Source organism: Frigoribacterium sp. RIT-PI-h (assembly GCF_001297205.1).
GTDB lineage: Bacteria > Actinomycetota > Actinomycetes > Actinomycetales > Microbacteriaceae > Frigoribacterium.
In genome coordinates, this window is record NZ_LHOZ01000055.1 from 84590 (window position 1) to 100432 (window position 15843).

General features: G+C 69.2%; 14 protein-coding genes and 1 tRNA gene. 6 read left to right on the forward strand and 9 right to left on the reverse strand.

Annotated features, from left to right (window positions below; translation table 11 throughout):
• The first annotated feature begins 11 nt into the window (after positions 1 to 11).
• The 5 genes from AEQ27_RS04910 (at position 12) to AEQ27_RS04930 (ending at position 5511) form a co-directional block, all read left to right on the forward strand.
• Positions 12 to 656 carry an alpha-ketoglutarate-dependent dioxygenase AlkB gene (locus tag AEQ27_RS04910; protein ID WP_054145641.1) on the forward strand — a complete coding sequence of 215 codons (645 nt, stop codon included), beginning with the start codon at positions 12 to 14 and terminating at the stop codon, positions 654 to 656.
• A gap of 87 nt (positions 657 to 743) precedes the next feature.
• Positions 744 to 1775, forward strand: coding sequence for a LacI family DNA-binding transcriptional regulator (locus tag AEQ27_RS04915; RefSeq protein WP_054145642.1), 1032 nt, complete (start codon positions 744 to 746; stop codon positions 1773 to 1775).
• Between the two features lie 129 nt (positions 1776 to 1904).
• A complete protein-coding gene (locus AEQ27_RS04920) occupies positions 1905 to 3263 on the forward strand; it encodes an ABC transporter substrate-binding protein (RefSeq protein ID WP_054145677.1) in 1359 nt (452 codons plus the stop codon).
• A 128-nt stretch (positions 3264 to 3391) separates the two neighbouring features.
• Positions 3392 to 4531, forward strand: coding sequence for a carbohydrate ABC transporter permease (locus AEQ27_RS04925; protein WP_054145643.1), 1140 nt, complete (start codon positions 3392 to 3394; stop codon positions 4529 to 4531).
• Positions 4528 to 5511 (forward strand): carbohydrate ABC transporter permease, encoded by a 984-nt coding sequence (locus AEQ27_RS04930; protein ID WP_054145644.1) that lies wholly within the window; start codon positions 4528 to 4530, stop codon positions 5509 to 5511. Before AEQ27_RS04925 ends, AEQ27_RS04930 begins: the two co-directional genes overlap by 4 nt.
• Before the next feature lie 129 nt (positions 5512 to 5640).
• Here the strand turns inward: AEQ27_RS04930 and AEQ27_RS04935 are convergent.
• Positions 5641 to 5716, reverse strand: a tRNA-Glu gene (locus AEQ27_RS04935).
• Positions 5717 to 5818: 102 nt separating this feature from the next.
• On the opposite strand from AEQ27_RS04935, the gene AEQ27_RS04940 reads away from it, so the two are divergent.
• The gene (locus AEQ27_RS04940; RefSeq protein WP_054145645.1) at positions 5819 to 6454 is read left to right on the forward strand and encodes an MBL fold metallo-hydrolase; all 636 of its coding nucleotides are present in this window, start codon (positions 5819 to 5821) and stop codon (positions 6452 to 6454) included.
• 88 nt (positions 6455 to 6542) lie between these two features.
• On the opposite strand, the gene serA is transcribed toward AEQ27_RS04940, so the two are convergent.
• The 8 genes from serA to ilvD form a co-directional block, all read right to left on the reverse strand.
• The gene (gene serA / locus AEQ27_RS04945) at positions 6543 to 8132 is read right to left on the reverse strand and encodes a phosphoglycerate dehydrogenase (RefSeq protein WP_054145646.1); all 1590 of its coding nucleotides are present in this window, start codon (positions 8130 to 8132) and stop codon (positions 6543 to 6545) included.
• Between the two features lie 160 nt (positions 8133 to 8292).
• Positions 8293 to 8688 carry a hypothetical protein gene (locus AEQ27_RS04950; RefSeq protein WP_054145647.1) on the reverse strand — a complete coding sequence of 132 codons (396 nt, stop codon included), beginning with the start codon at positions 8686 to 8688 and terminating at the stop codon, positions 8293 to 8295.
• A complete protein-coding gene (locus tag AEQ27_RS04955; RefSeq protein ID WP_054145648.1) occupies positions 8685 to 9197 on the reverse strand; it encodes a hypothetical protein in 513 nt (170 codons plus the stop codon). The genes AEQ27_RS04950 and AEQ27_RS04955 overlap by 4 nt, the downstream gene beginning before the upstream one ends.
• Complete coding sequence (locus AEQ27_RS04960; RefSeq protein ID WP_054145649.1) at positions 9194 to 10333, reverse strand: mannitol-1-phosphate 5-dehydrogenase; 1140 nt, start codon at positions 10331 to 10333, stop codon at positions 9194 to 9196. The genes AEQ27_RS04955 and AEQ27_RS04960 overlap by 4 nt, the downstream gene beginning before the upstream one ends.
• Before the next feature lie 175 nt (positions 10334 to 10508).
• Positions 10509 to 11534, reverse strand: coding sequence for a ketol-acid reductoisomerase (ilvC, locus tag AEQ27_RS04965; RefSeq protein WP_054145650.1), 1026 nt, complete (start codon positions 11532 to 11534; stop codon positions 10509 to 10511).
• A 73-nt stretch (positions 11535 to 11607) separates the two neighbouring features.
• Positions 11608 to 12114 carry an acetolactate synthase small subunit gene (ilvN, locus tag AEQ27_RS04970; RefSeq protein WP_043593980.1) on the reverse strand — a complete coding sequence of 169 codons (507 nt, stop codon included), beginning with the start codon at positions 12112 to 12114 and terminating at the stop codon, positions 11608 to 11610.
• Positions 12111 to 14003 (reverse strand): acetolactate synthase large subunit, encoded by a 1893-nt coding sequence (locus AEQ27_RS04975; protein WP_082383257.1) that lies wholly within the window; start codon positions 14001 to 14003, stop codon positions 12111 to 12113. Before AEQ27_RS04975 ends, ilvN begins: the two co-directional genes overlap by 4 nt.
• 106 nt (positions 14004 to 14109) lie before the next feature.
• Positions 14110 to 15822 carry a dihydroxy-acid dehydratase gene (gene ilvD / locus AEQ27_RS04980; protein ID WP_054145651.1) on the reverse strand — a complete coding sequence of 571 codons (1713 nt, stop codon included), beginning with the start codon at positions 15820 to 15822 and terminating at the stop codon, positions 14110 to 14112.
• Positions 15823 to 15843 lie beyond the last annotated feature (21 nt).

A 15843-nucleotide genomic window follows, 5' to 3' on the forward strand; every position in this document is an offset into this window, starting at 1 on the left:
AGGGTGTCGACATGAGCACCCCCTTCACCGCCTCGCTGCTCGACGGCCTGTGGGACGGTCCCGACCTCGCGCCGCTCGTCGGGCGCGTCGACCACCTCGACCTGGGCGAGGGCGCCTGGCTCGACGTCGTCCCCGGCTGGGCGTCGAGTTCCGACGCCCTCTTCGAGCGCCTCGTGACCGACGTGCCGTGGCGGGCCGACCGACGGCAGATGTACGACCGGGTGGTCGAGGTGCCGCGGCTGGTCTCGTCCTACGGCGCGGGCGACCCGCTGCCCGACCCGGTGCTGGCCCGGGCACGGGACGACCTCAACGACTACTACGCGCACGAGCGCGGTGCCCCCGCCGAGCAGCGCTTCGACCGGGCGGGGCTGTGCTTCTACCGGACGGGCGACGACAGCATCGCCTGGCACGGCGACAGCGTCGGGCGCACGATCGACCGCGACACGATGGTCGGCATCCTCTCGCTCGGGGCGCCGCGCACGCTCGCGGTCCGGTCCCGGTCGACCGGCACGACCCGGCGGTTCCCGCTCGGCCACGGCGACCTGCTCGTCATGGGCGGCAGCTGCCAACGGACCCACGAACACGCCATCGCGAAGACCAAGAAGGCCGTCGGTCCTCGAATCAGCGTGCAGTTCCGACCGGTGTGGCCCACCTGACCCATCCCTGACGAGCCCCTCCGCCGCGCGGACCGTGAGGCCGTCGCTCGTATGCTGTGCACACGATCGACGACGAGGTGGACGAGAATGCCGGCAACCCGTGACGACGTGGCGCGTCTGGCAGGCGTCTCGTCGAGCACCGTGTCGTACGCCATCAGCGGGCGACGGACCATCTCGGCCGCCACCCGCCGTCGCGTCGAGGCGGCGATGGCCGAGTTGAACTACACGCCCAACGCGTTCGCCCGGGGTCTCGCCGGTGCGCGGGGCGGGATCCTCGCCCTGCACTACCCGTACGGGCGCCGCGGAGTCACGTCGTCCGAGTTCGAGTACGTGGCGGCGGCCACCGACCGGGCGAGGCGCCGGGGCTACCACCTGCTGCTGTGGTCGAACCCCATCGACGACGTCGAGGGACTCGGCAGCCTCGTGAGCGAGGGCCTGGTCGACGGGGTGATCCTCATGGAGCTCACGGCGCGCGACGACCGCGTCGCCGTGCTGTCGCGGTCCCGCCTGCCGTTCACGAACATCGGGCGCCCCGACGACGTCGACGGGCTCTGGTTCGTCGACGCCGACTACGACTCGCTGGCTCGTCAGGCGGTCGACCACCTCGCCGACCTCGGTCACCGACGCGCGTTCTTCCTCGGGCAGAGCATCCGAACCCCCGAGCGCGGCTCCGGTCCGCTCGACCGGACGACGAGGGCGCTGGTCCGCCCCGTCGGCGAGAGGGGCTTGACGCTCGAGGTGCATGCGGCCGACGACTCCGTCTCGGGTGGCCGCCGGGCCTTCGACGCCTTCGTCACCTCGGCAGCCCGGCCGACGGCGGTGCTCGCCTTCAACGAGATGGCGCTCGCCGGCTTCGTGCAGGCCGCCGCGACGGCCGGCCGGTCGATCCCGGACGACCTCACGGTGGTCGCGCTGAGCATCGGCGACCTGGCCGCCGAGATGACCTCACCGCCGCTCACCACCGTCAACCCGCCCGGCGCCGACATCGCCGCCGCCGCGGTCGACGACCTCGTCGATCGCATCGAGGGGCGACGCCACGACGCCCCTCACGTCCTCGTGGCACCACGTCTCGTCGTGCGGGGCACCTCGGCCGCCGCGCCCCTCGAACGGACGACGTAGCAGACCCGGTTGCGCGCCTCCTGCGAGTATGTGACACTCATCGTCGACGCGCGTCGACGACGACGTGCGGCGGACGATCACCCCGACAGCACGGGCCGTCCGCTCTTGCGACTCAACGAGGAGACACCAATGCGAGCATCCCTGCACCGCCGCTTCACGGGCCCCCTGGCCATCCTGGCGGCGTCCAGCTTCCTGTTGGCCGGAGGCTCCGGCACGGCCGCCCCCAACGCCCCGAACGCCGGGGGCGCGGGCGCCGGTGACGTCGGAACCGCCGACGGCGTCGTCAACGTCTACGGCACCATCAACGGCGACGAGGCCACGCTCCTCGAGCAGTCCTGGGCCGACTGGGAAAAAGCCAACGACATCGAGATCAAGTACACGGGCGACAAGGAGTTCGAGAAGCAGATCGGCATCAAGGTCCAGGGTGGCGACACCCCCGACCTGGCGATCTTCCCCCAGCCCGGCCTGCTGGCCGACACGGTCGCCTCCGGCAAGGTGCAAGAACTGCCCGCCGACGCTCTGGCCAACGTCAAGGAGGGCTGGTCGGAAGACTGGCAGAAGTACGGCCAGGTCGACGGCAAGCAGTACGGCGCCCCCCTGATGGCCAGCGTCAAGGGCTACGTCTGGTACTCCCCCGCCAAGTTCGAGGAGTGGGGTGTCGAGGTCCCCAAGACCTACGACGAGCTCATCGCCCTGTCGAAGACCATCCAGGAGAAGACCGGCGGCCCGTCGTGGTGCGCCGGCTTCAACTCGGGCGAGGCCTCGGGCTGGCCGGGCACCGACTGGGTCGAGGACCTCGTCCTGCGCGAGGCCGGTCCCGACGCCTACGACTCGTGGGTCGCGGGTGACACGAAGTTCACCGACCCCGAGATCAAGGCGGCCTTCGACTCGGTGGGCGACATCCTGCTCGACCCGAGCCTCGTGAACGCCGGTTACGGCGACGTCAAGTCGATCAACTCGACCGCCTTCGGCGACGTCGCGACGAACGTGGCGAACGGCAGCTGCGCCCTGACCCACCAGGCCTCGTTCTTCGAGGGCTTCCTGACGGCCGCGAACAACGCGAGCGGTCAGCCGGCGACGGTCGCCGAGGACGGCGACGTCTGGGCCTTCCTCACCCCGCCGATGAAGGAGGACGACCCGGCAGCCGTCACCGGTGGCGGTGAGTTCGTGGCCGCGTTCTCCAACGACGACGACACCGCGAAGGTGCAGGCGTACCTCGCCAGTGCCGACTGGGCCAACAGCCGCGTCTCCCTCGGTGGCGTCATCTCCGCGAACAAGGGCCTCGACCCCGAGAACGCCGGCAGCGACCTGCTCAAGGGCGCCGTCGAGATCCTCCAGGGCACCGACACCACCTTCCGCTTCGACGGTTCCGACCTGATGCCCAAGTCGGTCGGCTCCGACAGCTTCTGGAAGGGCATGGTCGACTGGATCGACGGCACCGACACCGACACGGTGCTCGACGAGATCCAGGCCGGCTACACCTCGTAACACCCGCGCCACAGGGGCCACCGCGCGTCGGTGGCCCCTGACCCCGCGCCCGCTCGCCACCCCGCTCGCCGCCCCGGGCGACGGCGACCGGCCCCGTCCTGCTCGGACCCGAACGTGAAAGGACAGAGATGTCCAGTTTCTTCCAGTGGCTGGCGGGAATCCCGCCCCTGGCGCAGATCCCCTTGATCCTCGTCGCCTTCACCGCCCTCGTGGCCGTGGTGCTCGTCTTCGTCGAGTTCGCCCCCCGTCGAGGCCCGCAGTACACGATCATCCGACTGGCCGTCTGCGTGGTCGTCCCGGTCGTCGTGCTTCTGGCGTTCGGCCTCTACAACTCGGTCATCTGGGTCGCCGCCATCGCGGCCGTCCTGGGCGGTGGACTGTTCCTGCTCGACTACCGCTCGAAGCGCGGTGCCGGGTACTCGCTGCAGTTGATCGCCTTCATGGCACCCGCGGTCTTCTTCCTGATCATCGGGCTCATCTACCCGACGATCACGACCGCCGGCCAGGCCTTCATGAAGAACGACGGCTCGGGCTTCGCCGGCCTCGACAACTTCGTCTGGGTGTTCACGAGCCCCGACGGCCTCACCGCCTTCGGCAACACGCTGATCTGGGTGCTGCTCGCCCCGATCACGGCGACCGCGATCGGTCTCGCCTACGCCGTCTTCATCGACAAGAGCCGGGGAGAGAAGTTCCTCAAGCTGCTCGTGTTCATGCCGATGGCCATCTCCTTCGTCGGCGCCTCGATCATCTTCAAGTTCTTCTACGACATCCGCCAGGGCGAGCAGATCGGTCTGCTCAACGGCATCCTCGTCGCCTTCGGCGGTCAGCCGGTCGACTGGCTGGGGCTCGAGCCGTGGAACACGCTCCTGCTCGTGATCGTGCTGATCTGGACGCAGGCCGGGTTCGCCATGACGGTGCTGTCGGCCGCCATCAAGGGAGTCCCCGCCGAACAGCTCGAGGCGGCGTCGCTCGACGGCACCAACGGGTTCCAGGCGTTCCGGCACATCACCGTCCCCGGCATCCGCACGACGATCATCGTCGTGCTCACGACGATCTCGATCGCGTCGCTCAAGGTCTACGACATCGTCTCGGCCATGACCGGCGGACGCAACGACACGACGATCCTCGCGTTCGAGATGGTCCGGCAGTTCCAGCTCGGCAGCCGCACCGGCTACAGCTCGGCGCTGGCCGTCATCCTGTTCGTGCTGGTGCTGCCGATCGTGATCTACAACGCCCGTCAGATCCAGAAGCAGAGGGAGATCCGATGACCGCCACGCCCACCCCGGTCGGGGTCGCCGTCACCCCGCGCACCGAGAGCCAGCTGAAGCGCGGCGTCGCGAAGATCGAGAACTCGAGCGGCAAGCTGAAGAAGGGCTCGACGAGCCGCGGCGCGACCATCGCCGCGCTGATCATCGCCGTGATCTGGACCCTGCCCACGGCCGGCCTGTTCATCTCGTCGTTCCGCCCCGCGAACGACATCAAGACCACCGGCTGGTGGACCGTCTTCGCCAACCCGGGGTTCACGCTCGACAACTACGTGAACGCCCTGAACTCGGGCGACAGCCTCACGCTCGGTAAGGCGTTCCTGAACTCGCTGGTGATCACGTTGCCGGCGGCACTCATCCCGATCACGATCGCGAGCCTCGCGGCGTACGCGTTCGCCTGGATCGACTTCAAGGGACGCAACACGATGTTCGTGCTGGTGTTCGCCCTGCAGATCGTCCCGATCCAGATGGCACTCGTGCCGTTGCTCCGCCTGTTCTCGGACGGCCTGCGCATCGGTGGCCTGTACATCCTGCCGGGGCTCGGCGTGAACGGCCTCGACGGTTCGTTCGCGAAGGTCTGGATCGCGCACACGATCTTCGCCCTGCCGCTGGCGATCTTCATGCTGCACAACTTCATCTCGGAGATCCCGGCCGAGGTGATCGAGGCCGCCCGCATGGACGGCGCCGGTCACGGACAGGTGTTCTTCCGCATCGTCTTGCCGCTGTCGATGCCCGCGATCGCCTCGTTCGGCATCTTCCAGTTCCTGTGGGTCTGGAACGACCTGCTCGTGGCCACCGTCTTCACGTCCGGGCAGGGACTGCCGATCACGAAGGCCCTGCAAGACCTCTCGGGGTCGTACGGCCAGTCGTGGGAGCTGCTGACGGCCGGCGCGTTCATCTCGATCATCGTGCCGCTGATCGTGTTCTTCGCCCTGCAGCGGTTCTTCGTGCGCGGCCTGCTGGCAGGTGCCACGAAGGGCTGACCCACCACGCAGGACACGAGACCGCCGGGCGAGAGCCCGGCGGTCTCGTGCGTGTCGGGCCGTCTCATGCGGTGGCCGGAAACGAAGAAACCGCCAGGCGAAAGCCTGGCGGTTTCTTGTCGGTGCTTGTGGTGACCCCAACGGGATTCGAACCCGTGTTACCGCCGTGAGAGGGCGACGTACTAGGCCGCTATACGATGGGGCCGTATTTGCAACTCGTCGAGTATGCCACACCCCGCGAGTCCGTCACAAATCGAGACACCGGCGCGTCGAGATCGACCCACCCGACGCGCGTACAGTCGCTCTCATGCGCCTCACGAAGCTCGAACACGCCTGCCTGATCCTCGAGAAGGACGGGCGCAAGCTCGTCGTCGACCCCGGGTCGTTCACGGCCCCCCTGGTCGACCTGCACGACGTCGACGCCGTCGTGGTCACCCACGAGCACGCCGACCACTGGACCCCCGACCAGCTGACCCACCTGCTCGCCACGAACCCCGACGCGACCGTCTACGGCCCGGCGGGCGTGGCCACGGCCGCCGAGGGCTTCGACGTGCACGTCGTCGCCGACGGCGACACCGTCGAGGTCGGCCCCTTCACACTCGCGTTCCACGGCTCGCGCCACGCGGTCATCCACGAGAGCATCCCGGTCATCGACAACGTCGGCGTGCTCGTCGACGGCTCGCTGTTCTACCCGGGCGACCAGTTCACGGTCCCACCGGTGCCGGTCGACGTCCTCGCGACCCCCGTCGGGGCGCCGTGGCTCAAGGTGGCCGAGGTGATCGACTACGTCGCGGCGGTCAAGCCCCGACTGGCCTTCCCGACCCACGAGCAGACTCTCTCCGCGCCCGGACTCGCCATGCACTTCGACCGCATGAAGGCCTCCGCACAGTCGGTCGGCGGTGACGCCGTGAAGCTCGAGGCGCACGAGTCGCTCGACCTGTAGGCCCGCCGACACCGGGCAGTCCCCCGACGACGAACCGCCCCTCTCCGGTCTGACCGGATGAGGGGCGGTTCGTCGTCGGGCGCCGTGACTAGAGCGTGACGTCGATCTCGCGCAGCGTCTTCGCGTCGATGGCGACACGCACCTTCTCGACGAGTTCGTCGGGCGCGGGGCTGTCGATGGTGAGGACGCTGAGGGCCTGCCCGCCGGCGCTCTGCCGGGCGATCTGCATGCCGGCGATGTTGATGCCGGCGTCGCCGAACTCGCGACCGTAGACCGCGACGATGCCGGGGCGGTCCGTGTAGACCATGACGAGGTGGTGGGCCGCGATGGGGACCTCGACGTCGTAACCGTTGATCTCGACGATCTTCTCGACCTGCTTCGTCCCGGTGAGGGTGCCCGAGACCGAGATCTGCGAACCGTCGCTCAACGAGCCGCGCAGGGTGATGACGTTGCGGTACTCGTCGCTGGTCGGATCGGTGAGCAGACGCACGGTGATGCCGCGCTGCTCGGCCAGCACCGGTGCGTTCACGTAGCTGACCGACTCGCTGACGATGTTCGTGAAGATGCCCTTCAGGGCCGCCAGCTTGAGCACGCTGACGTCGTACTCGACCAGGTCGCCTCGAACCTCGACGTCGACGCTCGTCAACGGGCTGTCGGCGAGGCCCGAGAACACCTGGCCGATCTTCTCGACCAGGGGGATGCCGGGACGCACGTAGGGGTCGATGACGCCGCCGGCGACGTTGACCGCGTCGGGCACCAGCTCGCCGCCGAGTGCGAGCCGCACCGAACGGGCGACCGAGACGCCGGCCTTCTCTTGTGCCTCGTCCGTCGAGGCACCGAGGTGGGGGGTGACCACGACGTTCTCGAGACCGAGCAGCTTCTGGTCGACCGGGGGCTCTTTCACGAACACGTCGAGCCCGGCGCCGGCGATCTCACCGGTCGTGAGGGCCTCGTACAGCCCGTCCTCGTCGATGAGGCCACCGCGGGCGACGTTGACGACGAACGCCGACTTCTTCATGGCCTTCATCTGCTCGAGGCCGATCATGCCCGTGGTCTCGGGGGTCTTGGGCATGTGGATCGTCACGAAGTCGCTCGTGGCGAGCAGCTCGTCGAGCGACAGCAGCGTGACCCCGAGCTGCTGCGCGCGGGCCGGCGTGACGTAGGGGTCGTAGGCCACGACGTTCACACCGAAGGCCTGCAGCCGCGCCGTGATCAGGGCGCCGATGCGGCCGAGGCCGACGATGCCGACCGTCTTCTCGTACAACTCGACGCCGGTGTACTTCGACCGCTTCCACTGCCCCTGCGCCAGGGCGGAGTGCGCCGCCGGGATGTGCCGGGCAAGACTGAGGATGTGCCCGACCGTCAGCTCGGCGGCCGAGATGATGTTCGACGTCGGGGCGTTGACGACCATGACGCCGGCCGTGGTGGCCGCCTTGATGTCGACGTTGTCGAGCCCGACGCCGGCGCGCGCGACGACCTTGAGCGACGGGGCGGCGGCGATGGCCTCGGCGTCGACCTGCGTCGCCGACCGCACGAGGATGGCGTCGGCGTCGGCCAGGGCTGCCAGCAGCGCGGGGCGGTCGGTGCCGTCCACCGACCGCACGTCGAAGTCGGGCCCGAGGGCGTCGACGGTGGCGGGTGAGAGTTCTTCTGCGATCAACACGACGGGCTTGGCCACGGGGCGGACGTCCTTCTTTGGGTGGTGTTCGGTGAGGGGCCGCGACGCGCCGTGGGCGCGGCTGCTGACGACTCTATCGACTCGCGCGGATCGTTACGTCCGGATGACGCCGTCCCCGGTGGACGGCGTCGACGACCCGACCCGCGCCTCCTCGGCTTGCTCAGACGGTCGTGACGTACGCCGTCAGGGTCAGCGACACGGCCGCCACGAGACCCAGGGCCGCGAACAGCGCCAGCGTGAACTTCCACAGTTCACGACGGCGGCCCACCACGATCGCGGCGACGAACGCCAGCGGCGGCACGACGACCCCGACGATCAGAGGCACCCAGGGCGGCGACACCACGAGGCCGTCCAGGCCGTTCTCACGGTAGAAGTCGTTGTTCTGCGTGAAGACCTGCGGCACGAGCACGAGGTTCGAGATCGCCTCGAACAGGTCGAAGGCGAAGAAGACGGCGAAGACGATCGCGACCGCGAGGTAGAAGAAGAAGGAGGCGCGGCCCGGTTCGCTCGCGTCGCCGGCCGTCACCGAGACGGCGTCGTGCTCGTGGTCGCTCATGCGGAGCCTCCGATCACGAGGGGCCAGGGGGCGACGAGGAGCGCTCCGAGGGCCATCCAGGCGAGACGGCGGCCGGTGCGATCGACGGGGACGAGCACGATGACCGCCACGAACCACGCGATCGGGGCCACCACGGCGAACAGCTCGCCGAGGTTCCACATGAGCGACGAGATCGCGTCGGTGAACGGGTTCGTGAAGTCGCCCACGGCGACGATCCAGCCCGCGGCCCAGAGGAGGAACACGCCGCCGAGCACGCCGTGCACGACCAGCGACGCCGAGCTCATCACGGCCGGGCCGTCGTCGACGTCGTCCTCGTCGTCCTCGTCGCCCGAGTCCGGCTCGCCCGACTCGTCGTCGACGTCGGCGCCGGTGGCGTCGGACCGTCTGCCCCGACGAGGGCGACCCGTGGGCGTGGGCCCCTCGACGTGACTGCTGTCGGCCTCGTCACCCCAGGTCAGGGCATCGTCGGCGTCGCCGCCGACCGGCACCTGCGGCTCGGCTGGCGTCATGCGGTGAGCTTGGACGAGACCGCCGCGAGCAACGCGGGGAACAACGGGTGGTCGTCCTGGACGCCCGTCAGCGTGCGGGTGAGCTCGTCGGCCCCGAGGCCCGAGCTCAGCAGCGACTGCAGCTCGACGCTCTCGACGTCGTCGGGCACCGAGAAGTCGAGGGCGGCACGCACGGCGCGCACGAGGGCGTCGTAGGGCAGCCCGCGCTCGGCAGCCTGGGCCGCGGGTCCGACGAACCGCTCGTGCCGGCGGAGCTTGCGGGGCGGGTTGCGTCCGACGCGTTCGGTGGTGTCGGGGAGGTGCGGGTTGGCGATGCGGACGAGGTTCTTCTCGATGTAGGCCTGCTGCTCGTCGGCGTCGAGCTCGTGCTTGGCCACGAGCAGACCTTTGGTCTCGGCGAGGACGCCGCGGACCTCGGCCATGACCTCGGCGTCGTCGAGGGCCTCGCGGATGCTCGCGAGCCCCTTGCGGAACCCGTGGTAGGCGGCCGCGGCGTGGGCGGTGTTGACCGTGAAGAGCTTGCGCTCGATGAAGGGCTCGAGGTCGGCGACCCACGTGACGCCCTCGATGTCGGGACGGTGCTCGCCGAACGGCGTGCTCTCGACGACCCACTCGAAGAACGACTCGATGGTGACGTCGAGCGTGCCGCCGGCCTGCTCGGGCACGATGCGGTCGATGGCGCAGTTCGCGAAGACGGCGTTCTCGGCAGGGTCGTGCTCACGTACGGCGGCCGCGAGCGAGTCGGTCGCGTTGATGGCGTTCTCGCACGCGATGACGGAGAGCGGGGCCAGGTCGGCCGACCGCTGGGCCAGGCCCTTGGCGATGACCGGGGCGACGAACGGCAGGATGCGGGCGCCGACCGCGGTGGTCACGACGTCGGCGGTCGCGATCTCGGCGACGAGGGCCGCCTCGTCGGTGCGGCTGTTGATCGCTCGGTAGCCGTCGACGACCGTCGTCCGGCTTTCTTCGCCGACCTCGTGGACCTCGAACGACGACTGCGATCGCAGCGCCCCGATCAGGTCGTCGTTCACGTCGGCGAAGATGACCTCGTAGCCGCTCGCGTGGAGGAACTGGGCGACGAAGCCGCGGCCGATGTTGCCGGCGCCGAAGTGCACTGCTTTCTTGCTCTGAGCCATGCCTTAGATCATGCCACGACGTCACCTGGCCGACGGACGGCGAGAGGGCCCCGCACCGGGTGGTGCGGGGCCCTCTCGGGTGGTTCCGGTGTCGCCTCGGGTCAGCGGGCGGCGCTGCCGTCGCCCGTCGGCGAAGCCGACCGAGATGGCCTGCGTCGCCCCGGCTGCGTCGACGTCAGCGCGCGGCGCTGCCGTCGACGTAGTCGGAGTCCTGCTGCTTCCAGGCGAACAGGGCACGCAGCTCTTGGCCGGTGGCCTCGATCGGGTGCTCCTCGCCTTTCTTGCGCAGCTGCTGGAACTCGGGGGCGCCGGCGTCCTGGTCGTCGATGAAGCGCTTCGCGAAGGCACCCGACTGGATGTCGGCGAGGACGGCCTTCATGTTGTCCTTGACGTCGGGGGTGATGACGCGGGGGCCCGAGACGTAGTCGCCGTACTCGGCGGTGTCGGAGACGCTCCAGCGCTGCTTGGCCAGGCCGCCCTCCCAGATCAGGTCGACGATCAGCTTCAGCTCGTGGAGCACCTCGAAGTAGGCGATCTGCGGCTGGTAACCGGCCTCGGTCAGGGTCTCGAAACCGTACTGGATCAGCTGCGAGGTGCCACCGCAGAGCACGGCCTGCTCGCCGAAGAGGTCGGTCTCGGTCTCTTCGGTGAAGGTCGTCTTGATGCCGCCGGCACGCAGGCCGCCGATGCCCTTGGAGTACGACCACGCGAGGTCCCAGGCCGAACCCGAGGCGTCCTTCTCGACGGCGACGATGACGGGGACGCCACGGCCGGCCTCGAACTCGCGACGGACGGTGTGGCCGGGACCCTTGGGGGCGACGAGGACCACGTCGACGCCCTCGGGCGCCTCGATGTAGCCGAAGCGGATGTTGAAGCCGTGCCCGAAGACGAGGGCCTTGCCGTCGGCGAGGTTGGGGGCGATGTCGTCGGCGTACACGTGGCGCTGCACCTGGTCGGGGGCGAGGATCACGATGACGTCGCCCCAGGCCGAGGCCTCGGCGGGTGTCTGCACGGTGAAGCCGGCCTCCTCGGCCTTGGCACGGCTCTTCGAGCCCTCCTTCAGCCCGACGACGACCTCGACGCCCGAGTCGCGGAGGTTCAGCGCGTGGGCGTGGCCCTGCGAGCCGTAGCCGATGACGGCGACCTTCTTGCCCTGGATGATCGACAGGTCGGCGTCGTTGTCGTAGACGATTTCAGTCACGGTGTGGGTTCTCCTTGGGTGGTGACGGTGGGGTGTCGGAGCGAGGAGGCGCGGTGCGCGGCCCCTCGCGGGGTCAGTTCTTGAAGACGCGGTCGGTGATCGACTTCGCGCCGCGGCCGATGGCCAGCAGGCCCGACTGCGAGATCTCCTTGATGCCGTAGGGCTCGAGCACCCGGAGCAACGCGGTCGTCTTGCCGGTGTCGCCCGTGACCTCGATGACGAGGGCGTCGGTCGACACGTCGACGACCGAGGCGCGGAAGAGGGTGACGGCCTCGAGCACCTGCGAGCGGGTCGTGTTGTCGACGCGCACCTTGATCAGCAGGTGCTCGCGCTGCACGGACTGCGAGTAGTCGAGCTCGACGATCTTGATCACGTTGATCAGCTTGTTCAGCTGCTTGGTGACCTGCTCGAGCGGCAGTTCTTCGACGTCGACGACGACCGTGATGCGGCTCAGGCCCTCGACCTCGCTCTTGCCGACGGCGAGGCTCTCGATGTTGAACCCGCGCCGGGCGAAGAGCCCGGCGACGCGGGTCAGCAGACCGGGCTTGTCTTCGACGAGCAGGGACAGGACGTGGCTCATGCGTGTTCTCCGGTCATGTCGCCGTCACGGGTGGTGTCGGAGGCGCTCGTGCCGGGCGCCTCGTCGTCCCACTCGGGAGCGAGGGCACGGGCGTGCTGGATCTCGGAGTTCGAGACCCCTTGCGGCACCATCGGCCAGACCATCGCGTCGCGGCTGACCACGAAGTCGATGACGACCGGTCGGTCGTTGGTCGCGAGGGCGAGCTCGATGGCCGCATCGACCTCGTCCTCGGTGCGGACCCGGATGCCGAGCGCACCGTAGGCGTCGGCGAGCTTGACGAAGTCCGGCACCATGCGCGTCTCGTGACCGGTGTTGAGGTCGGTGAACGAGTGGCGTCCCTCGTAGAAGAGCGTCTGCCACTGCCGCACCATGCCGAGCGACGAGTTGTTGATGATCGCGACCTTGATCGGGATGTCGTTGATGACGCAGGTCGCCAGCTCTTGGTTGGTCATCTGGAAGCAACCGTCGCCGTCGATCGCCCACACCACGCGGTCGGGCTGGGCGACCTTGGCCCCCATGGCGGCCGGTACCGAGTAGCCCATCGTGCCCGCGCCTCCGGAGTTGAGCCAGGCGTGCGGTCGCTCGTACTCGATGAACTGGGCCGCCCACATCTGGTGCTGGCCGACGCCGGAGGCGTAGATCGCCTCGGGGCCGGAGAGCTGTCCGATGCGCTGGATGATCGCCTGCGGGGACAGCAGGCCGTCGTCGGGCTGGGTGTAGCCGAGCGGGAACTGCTCGCGCAGCCCGTCGAGGTGCTCCCACCAGGCCGCGATGTCGGGCTTCACGCCGCCCGTGACCTCAGCGAACGCGTTCGTGAGGTCGGGGATGACGATCTTCGCGTCACCCACGATCGGCACGTCGGCGATGCGGATCTTCGAGATCTCGGCCGGGTCGATGTCGACGTGGACGACCTTCGCATCGGGCGCGAACAATTCGGCTTTGCCGGTGACCCGGTCGTCGAACCGAGCGCCGAGGGCGATGATGAGGTCGCTCTCTTGCAGGCCGAGCACGGCCGGGACCGTGCCGTGCATGCCGGGCATCCCGAGGTGCTGCGGGTGGGTGTCGGGGAACGCACCGCGGGCCATCAGGGTCGTGACGACGGGAGCCCCGGTGAGCTCGACGAGGGCCTTCAGTTCGGCCGACGCACCGGCGCGGATCACACCGCCACCGACGTAGAAGACGGGCTTCTTCGCGTCCGCGATCATCTGGGCCGCGGCGGTGATCTGCTTGCCGTGCGCCCTCGTGACCGGCCGGTAGCCCGGCAGGTCGACGACGGGTGGCCAGATGAAGGGGGCGCTGTTCTGCTGTGCGTCCTTCGTGATGTCGACGAGCACCGGGCCGGGACGACCCGTGCTCGCGATCTGGTACGCCGCGGCGAGCGTCGCCGGGATGTCCTCGGGCTTCGTCACCAGGAACGAGTGCTTCGTGATCGGCATCGTGATGCCGACGATGTCCGCCTCTTGGAAGGCATCGGTGCCCATGAGGGTCGAGAAGACCTGCCCGGTGATGGCCAGCAGCGGCATGCTGTCCATGTAGGCGTCGGCGATGGCCGTGACGAGGTTCGTCGCACCGGGGCCGGACGTCGCGATCGCGACGCCGACGCGGCCCGACGCGGCCGCGTAGCCCTCGGCGGCGTGGCCGGCGCCCTGCTCGTGGCGGACCAGGATGTGCCGGATCGCGGTGGAGGCCATCAACTCGGCGTAGAACGGGAAGATGGGGCCGCCGGGCAACCCGAAGACGTCGGTCACGCCGAGGTGCTCGAGCGACTTGAGGATGGCACCCGACCCGGTCAGCACGGGGGGCGCGGGGGGCGACCCGACGGACGCGCCGGCGCTCGGCCGGGCCGTCCGTGTCGCGGTGCCGGGCGTGGGGGTGGACTCTGCAGGCATCAGTGCCGGTTCCCTGTTCGTGGTCGGTGATCGATGGTGACGGTACGGGACGCGGCCGTGCACGGGGGTGAGACGACGCGTCGGCTCGGCCCGGGGGCGGGAGACGTCAGTAGGTGACGGCGCCCTCGGCCGCGGAACGGACCTGGCGTGCGTACTTCGCGAGGACACCGCGTGTGTAGCGCGGGGGAAGCGGTGCCCAGCCGTCTCGGCGGGCGTCCAGCTCTGCGGCGTCGACGAGTAGGTCGATCGAGCGAGCGGCGATGTCGACCCGAATCAAGTCACCATCGCGCACGAAGGCGATCGGACCGGAGTCGACCGCTTCGGGTGCTATGTGGCCGATGCACAGGCCGGTTGTGCCGCCTGAGAATCGTCCGTCCGTCAAGAGTAGTACATCTTTGCCGAGCCCAGCGCCCTTGATGGCTGCCGTGATGGCGAGCATCTCGCGCATGCCCGGGCCGCCCTTCGGGCCCTCGTAGCGGATCACGACCACGTCGCCGGCCTCGATGCGCCCCTCGGTGAGGGCGTCCATCGCGCCACGCTCGCGTTCGAAGACCTTCGCCGGGCCCTCGAACACGGAGGCGTCGAAGCCGGCCGTCTTGACGACGGCGCCCTCGGGTGCCATCGAGCCGCTGAGGACCGTGAGGCCGCCGGTCGCGTGGATCGGGTTGTCGAGCGTGCGCAACACTTCGCCGTCGAGCGGCTTCGGTTTGATCGACTCGAGGTTCTCGGCCACGGTCTTGCCCGTGACGGTCAGGCAGTCGCCGTGCAGCAGACCCGCGTCGAGCAGGGCCTTCATGACGACGGGTACACCGCCCATGCGGTCGACGTCGTTCATGACGTACTTGCCGAAGGGCTTGAGGTCGCCGATGTGCGGCACCTTGTCGCCGATGCGGTTGAAGTCGTCGATGGTGAGGTCGACCTCGGCCTCGTACGCGATGGCGAGCAGGTGCAACACGACGTTGGTCGAGCCACCGAACGCCATCGCCACGGCGATGGCGTTCTCGAACGCCTTCTTCGTGAGGATGTCGCGCGTCGTGATGCCCAGGCGGAGCATCTCGACGACGGCCTCGCCCGAGCGGTGGGCGAAGTAGTCGCGGCGACGGTCGGCCGATGGCGGGGCCGCGGAACCGGGGAGGCTCATGCCGAGGGCCTCGGCCACGCTGGCCATGGTGTTGGCGGTGTACATGCCGCCGCAGGCGCCCTCACCCGGGACGATGGCGCACTCGATCGCCTTGAGGTCTTCGTCGCTCATGTTGCCGGCCTTGTGGGCGCCGACCGCCTCGAACGAGTCGATGATCGTGACGTTCTTCTCGGTGCCGTCGCTCAGCTTGACCCAACCGGGGGCGACGCTGCCGGCGTAGAGGAAGACGCTGGCGAGGTCGAGCCGGGCCGCGGCCATCAGCATGCCGGGCAGCGACTTGTCGCAGCCCGCGAGCAGCACCGACCCGTCGAGTCGCTCGGCGTTCATGACGACCTCGACGCTGTCGGCGATCACCTCACGCGAGACGAGCGAGAAGTGCATGCCCTCGTGGCCCATCGAGATGCCGTCGGACACCGAGACGGTGCCGAACTGGAGCGGGTAGCCACCGCCGGCGTGGACGCCCTCTTTGGCGCCCTGGGCCAGACGGTCGAGCGACAGGTTGCAGGGGGTGATCTCGTTCCAGCTGCTGGCGATGCCGATCTGGGGCTTGCTCCAGTCCTCGTCGCCCATGCCGACGGCACGGAGCATGCCTCGCGACGTGGTGGCCTCGACGCCGTCGGTGACGACGCGGCTGCGGGGTTTGATGTCGATCCCGTCCGGGGTGGGCTTCTCTGGCATGGGTCGAGTTTAGGCCGTGGC